The organism is Brachybacterium sp. SGAir0954, from assembly GCF_005490785.1.
Lineage (GTDB): Bacteria > Actinomycetota > Actinomycetes > Actinomycetales > Dermabacteraceae > Brachybacterium > Brachybacterium rhamnosum.
This window is the reverse complement of sequence record NZ_CP027295.1, coordinates 740371-754528: the sequence shown is the minus strand read 5'-3', so window position 1 is coordinate 754528 and position 14158 is coordinate 740371. Positions and strand designations below refer to the sequence as shown.

At 73.6% G+C, this 14158-nt stretch carries 16 protein-coding genes; 10 read left to right on the top strand and 6 right to left on the bottom strand.

The window, feature by feature from the left end:
• Positions 1 to 19: 19 nt before the first annotated feature.
• Positions 20 to 940 (bottom strand): carbohydrate ABC transporter permease, encoded by a 921-nt coding sequence (locus tag C1N80_RS03360; RefSeq protein ID WP_137769482.1) that lies wholly within the window; start codon positions 938 to 940, stop codon positions 20 to 22.
• Entirely contained in the window at positions 937 to 2013 is a 1077-nt protein-coding gene (locus C1N80_RS03355; protein ID WP_240811216.1) for a carbohydrate ABC transporter permease, read from the bottom strand. Before C1N80_RS03355 ends, C1N80_RS03360 begins: the two co-directional genes overlap by 4 nt.
• A 488-nt stretch (positions 2014 to 2501) precedes the next feature.
• Between C1N80_RS03355 and C1N80_RS03350 the strand changes: the two genes are divergently transcribed.
• From C1N80_RS03350 to C1N80_RS03335, 4 genes are all read left to right on the top strand, one after another.
• The gene (locus tag C1N80_RS03350; protein ID WP_137769481.1) at positions 2502 to 3566 is read left to right on the top strand and encodes a LacI family DNA-binding transcriptional regulator; all 1065 of its coding nucleotides are present in this window, start codon (positions 2502 to 2504) and stop codon (positions 3564 to 3566) included.
• Positions 3567 to 3645: 79 nt separating this feature from the next.
• On the top strand, positions 3646 to 4044 hold the full coding sequence (locus C1N80_RS03345) for a DUF1801 domain-containing protein (protein WP_137769480.1): 399 nt from the start codon (positions 3646 to 3648) through the stop codon (positions 4042 to 4044).
• 130 nt (positions 4045 to 4174) lie between these two features.
• On the top strand, positions 4175 to 4696 hold the full coding sequence (locus C1N80_RS03340; protein ID WP_137769479.1) for a ferritin: 522 nt from the start codon (positions 4175 to 4177) through the stop codon (positions 4694 to 4696).
• Between the two features lie 404 nt (positions 4697 to 5100).
• Positions 5101 to 5547: a VOC family protein gene (locus C1N80_RS03335; RefSeq protein WP_137769478.1), complete on the top strand. Its 447-nt coding sequence runs from the start codon at positions 5101 to 5103 to the stop codon at positions 5545 to 5547.
• A gap of 128 nt (positions 5548 to 5675) precedes the next feature.
• Here C1N80_RS03335 and C1N80_RS03330 read toward each other — a convergent pair whose 3' ends face one another.
• Positions 5676 to 6275, bottom strand: coding sequence for a YdeI family protein (locus tag C1N80_RS03330; protein ID WP_137769477.1), 600 nt, complete (start codon positions 6273 to 6275; stop codon positions 5676 to 5678).
• A 164-nt stretch (positions 6276 to 6439) separates the two neighbouring features.
• Here C1N80_RS03330 and C1N80_RS03325 point away from each other — a divergent pair, with 164 nt between their 5' ends.
• Positions 6440 to 6877 carry a VOC family protein gene (locus C1N80_RS03325; RefSeq protein WP_137769476.1) on the top strand — a complete coding sequence of 146 codons (438 nt, stop codon included), beginning with the start codon at positions 6440 to 6442 and terminating at the stop codon, positions 6875 to 6877.
• On the opposite strand, the gene C1N80_RS03320 is transcribed toward C1N80_RS03325, so the two are convergent.
• Positions 6816 to 7799, bottom strand: coding sequence for a DMT family transporter (locus C1N80_RS03320; RefSeq protein WP_168198003.1), 984 nt, complete (start codon positions 7797 to 7799; stop codon positions 6816 to 6818). The two genes, C1N80_RS03325 and C1N80_RS03320, sit on opposite strands and share 62 nt — an antisense overlap.
• Before the next feature lie 105 nt (positions 7800 to 7904).
• Here C1N80_RS03320 and C1N80_RS03315 point away from each other — a divergent pair, with 105 nt between their 5' ends.
• Positions 7905 to 8507, top strand: coding sequence for a TetR/AcrR family transcriptional regulator (locus C1N80_RS03315; protein ID WP_137769474.1), 603 nt, complete (start codon positions 7905 to 7907; stop codon positions 8505 to 8507).
• A gap of 36 nt (positions 8508 to 8543) precedes the next feature.
• Positions 8544 to 9611, top strand: a complete 1068-nt coding sequence (locus C1N80_RS03310) for an LLM class flavin-dependent oxidoreductase (protein ID WP_137769473.1) — start codon at positions 8544 to 8546, stop codon at positions 9609 to 9611.
• A 39-nt stretch (positions 9612 to 9650) separates the two neighbouring features.
• Here the strand turns inward: C1N80_RS03310 and C1N80_RS03305 are convergent, their stop codons facing one another.
• Entirely contained in the window at positions 9651 to 10343 is a 693-nt protein-coding gene (locus C1N80_RS03305) for a M24 family metallopeptidase (protein ID WP_137769472.1), read from the bottom strand.
• A gap of 32 nt (positions 10344 to 10375) precedes the next feature.
• Positions 10376 to 11110, bottom strand: a complete 735-nt coding sequence (locus tag C1N80_RS03300) for an SDR family NAD(P)-dependent oxidoreductase (protein ID WP_137769471.1) — start codon at positions 11108 to 11110, stop codon at positions 10376 to 10378.
• A 63-nt stretch (positions 11111 to 11173) separates the two neighbouring features.
• Here C1N80_RS03300 and C1N80_RS03295 point away from each other — a divergent pair, with 63 nt between their 5' ends.
• The 3 genes from C1N80_RS03295 to C1N80_RS03285 all read left to right on the top strand — a co-directional run bounded on the left by C1N80_RS03295 (position 11174) and on the right by C1N80_RS03285 (position 14144).
• Complete coding sequence (locus C1N80_RS03295; protein WP_137769470.1) at positions 11174 to 12091, top strand: exodeoxyribonuclease III; 918 nt, start codon at positions 11174 to 11176, stop codon at positions 12089 to 12091.
• Positions 12092 to 12270: 179 nt separating this feature from the next.
• A complete protein-coding gene (locus C1N80_RS03290) occupies positions 12271 to 13224 on the top strand; it encodes a hypothetical protein (RefSeq protein ID WP_137769469.1) in 954 nt (317 codons plus the stop codon).
• A 68-nt stretch (positions 13225 to 13292) separates the two neighbouring features.
• Entirely contained in the window at positions 13293 to 14144 is an 852-nt protein-coding gene (locus C1N80_RS03285; RefSeq protein WP_137769468.1) for a hypothetical protein, read from the top strand.
• The last annotated feature ends 14 nt before the right edge of the window (positions 14145 to 14158 follow it).

Genomic DNA, 14158 nt, shown 5'->3' with positions numbered 1-14158 from the left:
GGGGTGGGGTGGTGGGGTGTCACTTGAGCGCGCCGGCGGTGAGCCCGCCGATGATGCGCTTCTGGGCCAGGAAGAAGAGGACGAGCATCGGCAGGGAGACGAAGAGGGCGCCGGCCATGATGGCGCCCCAGTTCGAGTAGCCCTCCTGGCTGCGCAGGAACAGCAGTCCGATGGGAAGGGTGCGCATGTCGGTGGTGCTCGTGACGATGAGCGGCCACACGTACTCGTTCCACTTGCCGACCATCACGATCAGCGTGCAGGTGAGGATCATCGGCGCGGAGAGCGGGATGACGATCGTGACCATGCGGCGCAGGTGGCCGGCGCCGTCGATCTCCGCGGCCTGCAGGATGTCGCGGTCGATCCCGCGCATCGACTGGTACAGCAGGAACATGGCGAAGGCGCTCGCGATGCCGGGCAGGATCATGCCCTGGTAGGTGTTCAGCCAGCCGAGGTTCGCGACGGTGATGTAGTTGACGATGAGCGTCACGTGGCCGGGCAGCATGAGCGAGGCGATGATCAGGCCGAACAGGATGTTCTTGAAGCGGAACTCGACGAACACGAAGGCGTAGGCGCACAGGATCGCGAGGGTCACCTCGAGCACGGTGCCCACGCCCGTGGTGATGATCGAGTTCATGAAGAACCGGTCGAACGGCGCGGAGGTCCACGCCTCCACGACGTTGTCGAGGGTGAGCTCGCTGGGGAACCAGCGCAGCGGCCACGAGTAGATGTCCTGGCGCGGCTTGAACGCGGAGGAGAACAGCCAGTACAGCGGCACGAGGAACACGGCGATCGTGGCGAGCACGCCCGCGGTGAGCAGGATCGTCTTCCACAGGGCGCGGCGCGGGCCGCGGGGTCGGCGGCCGCTGCGGCCGGGGGCCGACGGCTGCGGCGTGCGGTCGGCGGTGAGGGTCGCGGCGCGGCCCGGGACGGTGGCGCTCATGCGTCGGCCCCCTGCTTCTGGCTGTAGCGGACCTGGACCCAGGTGATGACCAGGAGGATCACGAGCAGCACAGTCGCGGCGGCGCTCGCCCGGCCGATGTCGAAGTTCTTGAAGGCCTCCTCGTAGACCATCCAGCTCAGCGTCGAGGAGGAGGTGCCGGGGCCGCCGCCGGTCATGATCGAGATGATGTCGAAGGTCTGCGCGGCGGAGATGATCCCCGTGATGGAGAGGAAGAACGTGATGGGCCGCAGCAGCGGCAGCGTCATGTGCCGGAACAGGGACCAGCCGGAGGCGCCGTCCAGAGCGGCGGCCTCGTAGACGTCGCCGGGCAGGTCGAGGATCGCGGTGTAGCAGATGACGGTCACGAAGCCGAGGCGCTGCCAGGTGTAGGCGATCGTGATCGCCCACAGCGACCAGTCCGAGGTGGTCGTCCAGTCCGGCGAGGTGAGCCCGAACAGGGAGAACAGCCAGCGGGAGAGGCCGTAGTTCGGGTCGAACATGAACAGCCACAGGATGCCGACGGCGGCGCCGGGGAGCATGTGCGGCGCGAAGGCCATGGTCTGCGCTAAGCCCGTGAAGGGGACCTTGGTGGCGAGCAGGCTGCCCAGCAGCAGGCCGCCGGCGATCGAGCCGATCACGCTGACCGCGCTGAACACGAGGGTGTTCAGGAGGACCTGCCCGAACTCGGGGTCCGTGAACAGGCTCGTGTAGTTCTCGGTGCCCACGAACTCCGGCACCGGCTCCACGAAGTCCCAGTCGAAGAAGCTGAGGCCGATGTTGTAGATCGCCGGGTAGTAGGAGAAGACGAGGATCGCCAGCAGGTTGGGGGCGATGAGCGCGAGGAAGAGGATCGCGCCGCGGCGGGTGCGGCGGCGCCGCTGCGGGGAGCGGCGGCGGGTCGCGGCGCGCTCACGGAGGGCGGCGAGCCGCTCGGCGTCCGTGGCGCCCTGCGGGAGCGGCTCGGGCGCGATGCGGGCGTCGCCGGGGGCGACGGGATCGACGGCGGGCGCGGCGGTCCCGCGGGGCGGCGTCGTGGTCTCGCCCGCGGGGCGGGCACCGACATCCATGGTCATGGGTCTCCCTGGTGGAGGGTGATCGCGGGGGTGGTGTCCCGCCGGGTTCGGGGTCGCGCTGCGGCGACCGGTGGCGACCCGCTCCGGAGCTTCTGGTGGTGGTGCTCCCGTGGTGGCCGCTCGGACACCGTAGGAGCGCTCCCAGGGCTCCTGCCAGCACGGACGCCCGGGGGTGAACCTCGGATGAACGGGGCCTGTCCCTGCTGGTGGGAGCGCTCCCACGTCGTTCAGGAACGCTCCCCGGGGACCGCTCCGGAGGCTCGCTCCACCCGCACGCCACCCACTGTTCACCCCGCGCTCGACGACTGTTCTTCCCCCGCCCGGGAGCCCGCGGGACCGCCGCACCGAGGCTTCACCAGGGCGTCACCCACCTCCCCCGGAGGGAGCCGGATCCTGCGCTACCCTGCACCGACGACCAGGGCTCCGGCGAGGACAGCGCAGTTCCCCGCGCCTGCCGGGATCCTGTCCCTCCCGACCGGAAGGCCGCCATGAACCGTCCGCCGACGATGCTGGACGTCGCCCGCGCCGCCGGGGTCTCCCGCTCCACCGTCTCCCGCGTGTTCCAGAACCAGGGCGAGCGGGTCTCCCCCGATGCGCTGATCAAGGTGCACGAGGCCGCGAAGCGCCTCGGCTACGTCCACAACCTCGTCGCGAGCGGCCTCGCCCAGCGCCACGGCCGGCAGCTGGGACTGCTCATCCGCGACGCCACGAACCCCGCCTACGGCCATCTCCACTCCGAGGTGAACCAGGCCGTCGAGGCCGCCGGGCGCACCCTCATCTCCGTCACGGCGTTCCGCCACGACTACGGCACCGCGGAGGTCGACGGCCTGCGGCGCCTGCTCGGGCAGCGCGTCGCCGGGGTGTTCGTGGGCACCGGCGTCACCGCCGCGGAGGACCTCGTCGAGACCCTCACCGCGGTGCCGATGATGATCGTGGGCCGCCCCAACACGCATCCGCTCATCGAGTCGGTGAGCTACGACGAGCGCACCCACGGGCGCCTCGTCGCGGAGCGCCTCGCGGCGGCCGGGCACCGCCGGATCGCCGCGCTCACCGCCCCGCTGCTCTACTCCCGCGTGTTCGACCTGCGCATGCGCAGCCTCGTCGACCGCTGCCGTGAGCTGGGCGTCCACGTCGAGGCGGTGGATCTGCTGCCCGTGGAGGCCGGCGTCACGCGGGCGCTGGACGCGGCCGCCGCCGATCGGCTCTCCGCGATCGTGTGCCCCGTGGACTACGTGGCCCTGGACCTGCTGCGGGCTGCCCGCGCGCGCGGCACCCGCGTCCCCGAGGACGTCTCCGTCGTGGGCTTCGACGGCGTGGCCGACGGGCTCGACCTCATCGGCCTGGCGACCGTGCGGCTCCCGGTCCGGGAGGTCGCCCGCCGCGCCGTCGAGCGGATGGAGGAGCTGCTGATCCGTGCGCAGGAGGATCCCGAGGGCCCGCCCGCCGCTCCCACGGAGACGTCGGGGTCCGAGCGCACGGCGCGGCATGCGCTCGTGGTCGGCGACGTCATCGAGGGGGCGAGCCTGGGGCCGGTGCCCGAGCACCTGCGCTGACCCGCCCGACGATCGGGAGCCTCGGATCACCCTCCCAGGATCGGCCTCCGGGCCGGGATCCCACCCCTACGCTGTCGCCATGGCCGCGAAGACCCAGCCCACCGACGTCGACCCCGCCGCGTACTGCGCGGGACTGCCCACGGCGCGCCGCCGCGAGGAGGGCGCCCGGCTGCTCGCGCTCTTCGGCGAGGCGACCGGGGCGGAGGCCGTGATCTGGGGGCCGAGCATCGTCGGCTACGGCGAGGACCCCTCCCCCACACCCGGCGGGGACACCTGGCCGCGGGTGGGGTTCAGCCCCCGCAAGGCGTCGATCTCCCTGTACGGCCTGCAGGGGGTGCCCGGCGCGGAGGAGGTCCTGGCGCGGCTGGGAAAGCATCGCCTCGGTGCGGGCTGCGTGTACGTCAACGGCCTCGCGGACGTCGACGAGGAGGTCCTCGCCGCGCTCGTCGCCCTCGCCTGGCGCCACGGCGAGGGCTGAGCACCTGCCGCGGGGACGAGGACGCCGGGCCGCGCCCGCGACCGATCGACCGTCCGGCCCCCGTCGCCCCAGATGAGGCGTTGTTTCGCGGGGGCTGACAGTCCCAGCGGGCGCCGCTAGTCTCAGGAGCATGAAGCTCAGCGATTCCCTTGAGAAGAAGTTCCAGGACCAGATCACCCTCGAGTTCGCGGCGTCGATCACCTACCGCCAGCTCGCCATCGAGGCGGACGAGCAGGACCTCACCGGAATCGCCGCGTGGCTGCGCCACCAGGCGGACGAGGAGATCGTCCACGCCAACAAGTTCATCCAGCACGTCTCGGACCGCGGCAACCACGCGGCGATCGGCACGATCGAGGCGCCCGGCGTGAAGGCCGGCCTCTCCGTGCTCGAGATCTTCGAGGCGGCCCTCGCCCACGAGGAGAAGGTCTCCGAGGCGATCCGCGACCTGTACCGCGCGGCGGACAAGGAGGGCGACTACGACTCCCGTCCCCTCCTGAACTGGTTCGTCGACGAGCAGATCGAGGAGGAGGCGACCGTCTCCGAGATCGTGGGCCGCGTGAAGCTCATCGGCGAGGACGGCTCCGGCCTGCTCCGCCTCGACTCCGAGCTCGGTCAGCGTCCCACCAGCTCCACCGAGGCCGACGCCGAGTGATCCGACAGGCCCGGCGCCCTCATGCGCCGGGCCGCCCGGCGGGCCCGTCGATCTGACGGGCCCGCCGCTTTGTCATCCCTGGCGATCCGGCACGTCCGACGGGTCCGACGACCGTAGGGAACCGTAGGGTTCAACGCCCGGACGGACGCCGGGGCCACCCGCCGCGGGCCTCGCGAGGCAGGGTCCCTGTGCCGAAAAAGGCACTCATCATGTACATGATGAGTGCCCTTTCTGATGCGGCATGCCGTCCCGCGCACCCTCGGCGACGCGGCGGGCATCCGGCCCGGCGCCCGGCCGATCCGGCGGCGCTGCATCGCACCACAGCCCTCGTCGGCCTCGCCGCCGCGTGCCAGACTGTGCGCGGGCGGCAGGCCCGCCGTCCATCGAGTCGAGGGAGACCGATCATGGCAGCACCGCAGTTCAGCCCCTACATCACGTTCCCCGGCAATGCTGGCGAGGCCTTCGAGCACTACCGCGAGCTGTTCGGCGGGGAGCTCGAGCTCATGCAGTACGACGACTTCCCCGATCTCTCCGGGTTCCCGTTCACCCCGCCGCCCGGCGCGGTCGCGCACGCGCAGCTGCACGGCGGGCTCGTGACCCTCGCGGGCGGTGACGGGATCGCTCCTCCCGGCGAGGAGCTGCCGCCGCTTCCCTCGGACGTCTACTCCTTCCTCATCGGGCCGAACACCGTCGAGGACGCGAAGGCGCTGATCGAGAAGATCACGACGGCCGGCGGCAAGATCGCCATGCCCTTCGAGCTCGCACCGTGGGGTGACCACTACGGCCAGGTCACGGACCGCTTCGGCGTGCTGTGGGCGCTCGTCGTGGGCGGGGACCAGCAGCAGAGCTGAGTCTCACGCCGCAGGCCGTGTGCGTCTGCGCGCCGGGGTTCCATCACGGGAACCCCAGCGCGCAATCGGACAGCCGCCAGGGCCGGCGCGGTCGCGGACCGGACGGCGTCGCAGGGCTGACTTCCCGCTCAGCCCTCGCCGGCTCCGTCGGCCCCGGCCGACTCGGCGCGCAGGCGCTCGAGGGCCCGCGTGGCCGCCCGCTCCCGGGCGGCCGCGGTCCGGGCGGAGAGCACGGGGTGCAGTGCGCTGTAGCGGGCGCTCCCCCGCAGCGCCTCGAACGCGGCGCGCGCGGCGGGGTCGCTGGCCAGGGCGGCGTTGAGCTCGGCGGGGACCTCGGCGGTCGCGGCGCCGGCGTAGGCGGCGTCCCAGCGTCCGTCGGCCCGGGCGCGCTCCACCTCGTCGCGGCCGCGCTCACGCATGCGCCCCTCCTCCTCGAGGCGGGCGATGATGCCCACGTTCCGCGCGGACCAGATCGATCGGGTCCGGCGGGGCGTGAAGCGCTGCAGGAAGGTCGCGGCGTCACGGCTGCGCTTCTGCCCGTCGATCCATCCGCTGCACAGCGCCTCCTCGAGCGCCTCCTGGTAGCCGAGCGACGTGGGCTCGGTGGTGCCCTTCTTCGCGAGCACCACCCACGTGCCGTCGTGCGTGCTCTCGTGCTGGTCGAGCCAGGCGCGGAAGGCGGCGACGTCGGCGACGACGAGCTGGTCCTGCGGATCCGGGGTGCTCATGCGCCCAGGATCCCACCGCGGTCCGACGGCGGGAAAGGTGGGGCCGACGGCGGGAGGAGCGGGGCCGCGGGGCTCTCCTCGTCGCCGTTCGGATCGTCGGCAGGGCGTGCCACGCTGTGGGCGATCAGGCGGCGACCGGCCGCCCCGACGCCAGGAGGTCCCTCATGTCCACGAACTCCCCCTACGTCAACTTCCCCGGGAACGGAGCCGAGGTCCTCGCCCAGTGGCAGGAGCTCTTCGGCGGCGAGCTGGACGTCATGAGCTACGACGACTTCCCCGATCCCGAGGCGGCGTTCGGCTTCGCCCCGCCCCAGGGCGCGCTCGCCCACGGCACGCTCACGGGCGGTCTGCTCAACGTCGCCGGCGGTGACGCGATCATGTCGGAGACCCCTCCCGCGCTCCCGTCGGAGACCTACTCCTTCCTCATCTCTCCGGACACGACGGAGGAGGCGTCGGCCCTCGCGGAGCGCATCGCCGCGGCGGGAGGCGAGGTCGTCATGCCGCTCGAGCAGGCGCCCTGGGGCGCGCACTACGGCCAGGTCAAGGACCGCAACGGGGTGCTGTTCCAGCTGAACGTCGAGGCCGCCGCGCCGCAGGCGTGATCTCGAGGCGTCTCGGCGAGGGGTCCGCGCGTGCGGTGCTCGGCCCCTCGCCGGGCGTCGGTCGGTGCAGGAGCAGCCCGACGGCGAGACCGGAGAGCACGAGGGCTGTGAGCTGCGCGGGCGCCGGGGTCGTGCCGAGCATGAGCCAGGCCCACAGCGCGGTGACGGCGGGAGTGAGATAGAGCAAGGAGCTCGTGGCGCTCGCACCGATCCGTCGCAGGCACTGGAGGAAGCCCAGGTAGCCGCCGATCCCGGAGAGCAGCACGAGCCAGGCGAGCGCCGCGAGGAGCGGAGCGCCCGGCAGGAGCCCCGGGCCGGGGGTGAGGTCGAGTCCGCCGGTGATGGCGGCGACGGGCAGCAGCACGAGCGTCGCGGCGAGCACCTGCAGGGTGAGCGCGGCGAGCGACTCGGTGCGGGGCCGCCACCGGCGCTCGAGCAGGGCGGAGCCGCTCAGACCCAGCAGGCTCGCGAGCGGCAGCAGCACGGCGACCCCACCGCTCGCCGCGACCCCGCCGACGGCGAGCAGCACGGCCGCGGTGCCGAGCCCGATCCCGGCGGCGCGCCGCCCACCGATCCGCTCCCCGTCCCGCACGCGGAGCACGACCAGGATGACGAGCGGCTGCATCGCGCAGACGAGGGCGCTCGTGCCGGGGTCCACGCCGGCGGCGGCGCCGCCGAACACACCGCCCAGGAACACCGCGTGGCCCAGGATCCCGAGCACCGCCTGCTGGGCGAGGTCGCGCGGCGCGAGCCCTGAACGGCGCAGCACGGGGAGCGCGACGGGGACCAGCAGGGCCGCCGTGATCAGGTAGCGCCAGGCGAGCACAGCGGCGACCGGGGCGCCCGCGGGGAGCAGCGCGGATCCCACGAAGCCAGAGCTCCAGCAGAGCACGAACACGACTGACCAGGCGAAACTCTTCACCCGTCGAGGTAAACACACCGATCGGTATACTCGCAGTTCCCTCTTCCCACCCCCACATCGAGCGTCCGGCGCCCACGCGCCCACCCCCTCGAGAGGAACCCGCCGATGACCGCCCTCGACCTGCCCCGCCCCGCCGCGGACTCCCGCTCCACACCGGCGGGGGAGGCGATCCTCGCGGCGGCGACGGACCTCTTCTACGAGCGCGGGATCACCGTCACCGGGGTGGACCTGCTCGCAGAGCGCGCGGGCACCACGAAGCGCACGATCTATCAGCGCTTCGGCTCGAAGGAGGGCGTGATCGTCGCGTATCTGCGGCGTCGGATCCGCTCCTGGCAGCTGCATCTACTCGCGGAGCTCGACGCCTCGCCGCCGCTGCCGCCGCCACTCGCCGCGGCGACGGTGTTCGAGGAGGCGCGGCGGTGGACCCGGGATCCTGCCCGCGGCTGCAGCTTCCAGATCGCCTGGGCGGAGGTGGGTGCGCGGCCGGGTCCGGCGGCGGAGCTGCTGCGGGAGGAGAAGGCATGGATGCGCGCGCTGTTCACCTCGATCGCCGGCGAGGCGGAACTCGGCGCGGTGCTGCATCAGCTCTACGAGGGCGCCCTGGTGACGACGGCGTCGACCGGGGATGCCGAGGAGATGGGTAGGGCCCAGGTGACGGCGCAGACCCTGCTGCGCACTCGACGCGCCGGCCTGCACGACCTACACTGATCCAATATTCAACGATCTTAGGAGGTCGGTGCGACCATGCGCGCTTTCGGATTCCTCAGCTTCGGCCACTACGGCGGCAGCCCCGCCCAGGGCGGCATCAGCGCCCGCCAGATGCTCCACGACGCGATCGACATCGGCGTGGGCGCGGAGGAGATCGGCGTCAACAACGCCTCCTTCCGCGTGCACCACTTCGCGCGGCAGGCCGCCTCCCCGATGCCGCTGCTCTCCGCGGTCGCCGCGCGCACGCAGCGCATCGAGGTGGGCACCGGCGTGATCGACATGCGCTACGAGAACCCGCTCTACCTCGCCGAGGAGGCCGCCGCCCTCGACCTCATCGCCGACGGCCGCGTCGCCCTCGGCATCTCCCGCGGCGCCCCCGAGGCCGCGGAACGCGGCTGGGAGTCCTTCGGCTACACCGGCTCCACGGACCCGCGCGGCGCGGACATCGCCCGCGCGAAGTTCGACGTGTTCCTGAAGGCCATCCAGGGCGAGCCGATGACCCGCGCCGCCGCCCAGCCCTACATGTCCGACGCCGCCCCGCACGCCCCGCTCGCGATCGAGCCGCAGTCCGCCGAGCTCATCCGCCACATCTGGTGGGGTGCCGGCTCCCGCGCGACCGCCGAGTGGACCGGCCAGCTGGGCCTGAACATGATGAGCTCGACCCTGCTCACCGAGGCGACCGGCGCCGCGTTCGGCGACCTCCAGGCGGAGCAGATCGACGCCTTTCGCACCGCCTTCCGCGAGGCCGGGCACACGCACGCCCCGCGCGTCTCCGTCTCCCGCAGCGTCTTCCCGATCGTGACCGCGCAGGACAGGATGCTCTTCGGCGCCCGCCCCGGGGACGGCGCGGACCAGATCGGCATCATCGACGGCACCCGCTCGACCTTCGGCCGCACCTACGCGGGCGAGCCCGACCAGCTGATCGAGGAGCTGAAGGCCGACGCCGCGGTGCAGGCGGCGGACACCCTCATGCTCACCATCCCCAGCCAGGCCGGCGTCGAGCTGAACCTCCACATCCTCGAGAGCTTCGCCCAGCACGTCGCCCCGGCGCTCGGCTGGAAGCCCAACACCGAGGGCCCCGTCCAGGGGGACCCCGTCGACTGACGCGCAGGGCCGCCCCGGGACCAGACGGCCCTGCGGGGCCTACAGAGGCGAGAGCCGACCGTCCACGAAACGGTAGATGTCCTCGTGCTTGTACCCGTAGCTCCCGCCGGGCCGGCGGATGTGCGGTTCGAAGGTGAAGCTCCCGACGCTGTCCAGGCGCGCTCGGTTGCCGGGCTCGATGTACACGCGATCCCCGCTCGCCCAGGCGATGGAATGGCCGAGGTTCCCCAGGAAGTCGAGGTTCTCGTAGTCGAGGGCGACGACGCGCTCGTTCATCCGACGCGCGAGCTCCTCGAACGTCATGTCGGGCACGGCGACCTCCCGCAGCTCCGCATGCAGCTGACGCTCGGCCAGGATGCCCGAGCGCCACTCCTCGTTCGAGGTCGCCGCCGGGTCCTCGAGCGGGACGCCGCCCTCGATGACCAGCGTGCGCGCGAAGTCGCCCCAGACATCTCCGCGCTGCGGGCTGAGATCCAGGGTCACGAGCTCGTCCTCGCGCAGGACGTGGTCGGGGGTCCGGTAGTCGCGCCCGGAGACGGAGGCGATCGTGCCCGTTCCGGCGAACACGAAGGCGCCGATCCCCCAGTACCAGAACGCATCCGCCCCCAGGTCGAGGAGTCGGGCCTCGCAGGAGGCGCGGACGTCGGCGAGGGTCTGACCGGGGCGCAGCGACGCGCGGGTGAGCTCCATGGCCTGCTGGGCGATCTGCTGCACCTCGGCCTCGTCCGTCATGCCGGCAGGCTACAAGTCTTCGTCTCCCCCGCTCAGACCCCTCCGGCGACCCGCAGCGTGGTCCCGGAGACGTAGCTGGCCGCGTCGGAGAGCGCGAAGGCGACGACGGCGGCGACCTCCTCCGGCGTCCCGACCCGGCCCATCGGGTGGCGTGCGGCGACGCGGGCAGGGCGGCCCGGGTCGCCGGCGTCAGCATGGACGTCGGTGTCGATGGTGCCCGGCGCGACGCCCACGACCCGCACGCCCTGCGGGGCGAGCTCGACGGCGAGCCCCTTCGTGAGCGCATCGACCCCGGCCTTCGCGGCGGCGTAGTGCACGTACTCGCCCGGGGAGCCGGTGGTCGCGGCGCCCGAGGAGAGGGTCACGAGCACCCCGCCGGCGGGCAGGACCTGGGCGGCGCGGCGCGCCACGAGGATCGCGGAGGTGAGGTTGAGGTCCACGACCTCGCGGATCACCGCGACCGGGGTGGAGGCGAGGTCGCCGATGTGCAGCGTGGCGCCGGCGTTGCTCACGACCGCGTCGATGCCGCCCCGGAAGGCGATCGCCTCCGTGAACAGGTGCTCGATGCCGTCGTCGGTGCGCAGATCCGCGCGGACGGTGCGGCACTGCCCGCCCATGCCCCGGATCTCCTCCTCGACCTGCGCGGCGGAGGCGTCGTCGCGGCCGTACCCGAGCACGAGGTGGTGGCCCGTCGCGGCGAGGGCGATCGCGCTGGCACGGCCGATCCCCCGGGTCCCGCCGGTGATGAGGACTGTCCGCTGGTGCACGCACCCATCGTAGGAGCGCCGGGCCCTGGTGGCGGGCGCGGGGCCACCCCGTAGCCTCGGGGGATGCTCCGCATCGCGACCGCCAACGTCAACGGGATCCGTGCCGCGCACCGCCGCGGGTTCGGCGATTGGCTCGCCGGCCGCGGCTGCGACGTGGTCGCCCTGCAGGAGGTGCGCGCGCAGGCGGCGGTCCTGCCCGAAGGCGCGTTCGGCGACTTCCACGTGGCGCTCGAGACGGGCACGCTGCCCGGCCGGAACGGGGTCGCGGTGCTCACGCGGGAGCCGCCGGCGGCGGTGCGCACCTGGTCCGGGAGCGCGCTCGTCGGCGGCCCGTCGGCCCCGCTGCGGGAGGTGCCGGCAACGGACCACGTGACTCTCGCACGGGGCCTCGGCCCCTTCGCCCACCAGGGCCGTTACCTCGAAGTGGACCTCGCGGACGCGCCGGTGACGATCGCCTGCCTATACCTGCCCAAGGGCGGCCTCCCCGCGCACCTGCAGCGCCCGGAGCGGATGCGGGAGGCGCCCGACGGCGGCGCGAAGTACACGCGCAAGATGGGCTTCATGGCGGCGTTCTCCCGCTATCTCACCCGCACCCGGCGGGCCGCGGCCGCGCAGGGCCGGGAGTTCCTGCTCATGGGCGACCTCAACATCGCGCACACCGAGCGGGACCTCGCCGCGTGGCGCCGCAACCAGCAGACCGACGGCTTCCTGCCGGAGGAGCGGGAGTGGCTGAGCGCGCAGCTGTCCTCCCGCACGCTCGTGGACGTGGTGCGTCGCCTGCATCCGGACACGGCGGGCCCGTACTCGTGGTGGTCGTGGCTCGGGCAGTCCTTCGCCAACGACGCCGGCTGGCGGATCGACTACCACCTCGCGACGCCGCGCCTGGCCCGTTCCGCGGTGCGCGCGGAGGTGGACCGCGACCACCTCGGCGTGCGGCTCTCCGACCACTCCCCCGTGGTCGTCGACTACGCCCTGGACTGACCCGCCCGCAGGGCGAGGAGGCGGGCCGACGGCCGCGCCCCGCCCCTGGTCAGGGGCGAGGGAGGCGACTGCGTCACGTCGGCCGTGAGACCTTCCGGAGGGCGTCGCGGGGACCGTAGAGTAGGCGGTGATCGGGCACCGGTGGGGATGCCCACCCCGTCAGGTCCCGGAGGTCCTCGATGCCCGCGCCGCACCTCGTCGCCGCACCGGCGGCCCCGGCGCCCCTCCCCTCCACCACCGCCGCGATCGGCAGCGCCGCGGCCCGCGCCCTGCTCACCGCGAGCGGCACCCGCGACCTCGCCCTGTGGGGCTCCTCCTCGATGAGCTCCGAGCGGGGCGACGAGTCCACCCCGCTGCCCATCCGGATCCACGAGCACCTCGCGCTCACGGTCGCCCCCGGCACCGTCCACGCGCACGGCGTCGGTGCGACCTGGTCCCAGCACGCCGTGCTCATGCGGGGCCTCGACACGCCGCAGGCCACCCCGCAGGGCGCCCCGGACGCCACCACCGGCGCCGTGGCCGTGGCACTCGACCCGGACCTCCCGCCCCACGGCCGGATCCGCTTCCCCGCGAGCGTGGGCGACGTGCCCGGGCAGATCGACGGCAGCACCGGGACCTGGATCTTCACCCCGAGCGACGCCTCCGCCACGGTGACCGCGGGCCGGCTCGTCTCCGCCCTCGCCGAGCAGACCGCGGGCGCCCGTCAGGTGCTGTGGATGGGCAAGAACAACATCCTCGACACGGCCCGCGTGCTCGAGGACACCCAGCGCATGTGGGACGCCGCGCCGGACCCGGAGCAGGACACCCTGGTGCTGGGCCAGTGGGCGACCGAGCACGATCCCCGCGGCTCAACCACGGCGGAGGCGCTCGCGGCGGTCAACGCGGAGCAGGCCTCCCGCTACGGGGATCATTTCGTGGACGTGCAGGCCCTGCTCACCTCGGAGAGCGGGCTGAGCTGCGCGCCGCTCGCCCCGCTGCAGGTGCTCGAGCAGGCGACCACGCACGATGCACTCGCGCAGGGGGTGGTGCCGCCGGTGCTCATCGCGCACGACCTGATCCACCTCAACGGCTGGGGCAACCTCGCCGTGGGCTGGACGCTCATCCGTCGCATGCGGGAGCTGGGATGGCTGTGAGGCGACCGGCGGCCCCGCATGTGCGCGCGGGCCGTCCCGGGGCGCCCACCCCGGCGCGACCTGCGGCGATGCCGAGTCCGACGGCCCCGACGCCGGTCCCCGAGCCGGCTCCTGCGGCGCCGCGCACGGCCCCGGCCGTCCCGGTCCCGCCGGTCGCCGACGCCGCGCCGACGCGACCGCTCACCGCCACCCCGTCGGCCCCTGCGGCCTCGCCGGCCACCCCGGCGCCGACCGCGCGCCCGCACCGCCGGCGCACCGTGCTGCTCGGCTCCGCGGCGATCGCCGCCGTCGCCCTCCCGGTCACGGCCGGGGCCCTCCTGCTGCAGCGCGGGGACGCCTCCGCGAGCACGGCCGACGGGACGTTCACCGACGTCGGCGCCGACGACGACGCGCTCGAGGCCTACCGCTGGGCGGACGCCAACGGGGTCCAGCCGGCCCTCGAGGACGGCAGCTACGCGCCGGGGAACGCCGTCACCCGCGGCGACCTGGCCCTCGCCCTGCACCGCTTCGCGGGCGCGCCGGCGGTGCCGTCGGAGGCCGTGCCGGCCATGCTCGCGGATCTCGACACCGTCCCCGAGCGGCGCGACGCGCAGCTGTGGCTGTTCGGGCACGCGGCCCTGTGGGGCGACCTGTCGCTGTGCGTGCACCCGGACGAGCCGGCGAGCCGCGAGAGCGCCTCCCAGACCCTCACCGCCCTGCTCCGGCCCAGCCTCAGCGCCCGCGGCCACAGCCAGGCCGTCACCGACCTCGCCGCCGCGGACGCGGACCCCACCACCTCGGCGCTCGCCTGGCTGCGGGACTCCGGACTGCTGCCCTCCGCCCTCACCGGCCTGAAGGCGGACGCCACCGCCGTCACCCGCGGCGAGCTCGCCCAGCTGCTCTTCCGCGCGGACCAGGTGCTGGCCGGCGCCCCCGGCTGACTCCTCCCGCCGGT

Excerpts from the sequence above, each read along its gene's own strand:
- C1N80_RS03330 (WP_137769477.1), bottom strand. The coding sequence starts at position 6,275 with ATGAGCACCCCGGATCCGCAGGACCAGCTCGTCGTCGCCGACGTCGCC.
- C1N80_RS03305 (WP_137769472.1), bottom strand. The coding sequence starts at position 10,343 with ATGACGGACGAGGCCGAGGTGCAGCAGATCGCCCAGCAGGCCATGGAG.
- C1N80_RS03310 (WP_137769473.1), top strand. The coding sequence starts at position 8,544 with ATGCGCGCTTTCGGATTCCTCAGCTTCGGCCACTACGGCGGCAGCCCC.
- C1N80_RS03315 (WP_137769474.1), top strand. The coding sequence starts at position 7,905 with ATGACCGCCCTCGACCTGCCCCGCCCCGCCGCGGACTCCCGCTCCACA.
- C1N80_RS03290 (WP_137769469.1), top strand. The coding sequence starts at position 12,271 with ATGCCCGCGCCGCACCTCGTCGCCGCACCGGCGGCCCCGGCGCCCCTC.
- C1N80_RS03325 (WP_137769476.1), top strand. The coding sequence starts at position 6,440 with ATGTCCACGAACTCCCCCTACGTCAACTTCCCCGGGAACGGAGCCGAG.
- C1N80_RS03360 (WP_137769482.1), bottom strand. The coding sequence starts at position 940 with ATGAGCGCCACCGTCCCGGGCCGCGCCGCGACCCTCACCGCCGACCGC.
- C1N80_RS03355 (WP_240811216.1), bottom strand. The coding sequence starts at position 2,013 with ATGACCATGGATGTCGGTGCCCGCCCCGCGGGCGAGACCACGACGCCG.
- C1N80_RS03295 (WP_137769470.1), top strand. The coding sequence starts at position 11,174 with ATGCTCCGCATCGCGACCGCCAACGTCAACGGGATCCGTGCCGCGCAC.
- C1N80_RS03285 (WP_137769468.1), top strand. The coding sequence starts at position 13,293 with ATGCCGAGTCCGACGGCCCCGACGCCGGTCCCCGAGCCGGCTCCTGCG.
- C1N80_RS03345 (WP_137769480.1), top strand. The coding sequence starts at position 3,646 with ATGGCCGCGAAGACCCAGCCCACCGACGTCGACCCCGCCGCGTACTGC.
- C1N80_RS03340 (WP_137769479.1), top strand. The coding sequence starts at position 4,175 with ATGAAGCTCAGCGATTCCCTTGAGAAGAAGTTCCAGGACCAGATCACC.
- C1N80_RS03350 (WP_137769481.1), top strand. The coding sequence starts at position 2,502 with ATGAACCGTCCGCCGACGATGCTGGACGTCGCCCGCGCCGCCGGGGTC.
- C1N80_RS03335 (WP_137769478.1), top strand. The coding sequence starts at position 5,101 with ATGGCAGCACCGCAGTTCAGCCCCTACATCACGTTCCCCGGCAATGCT.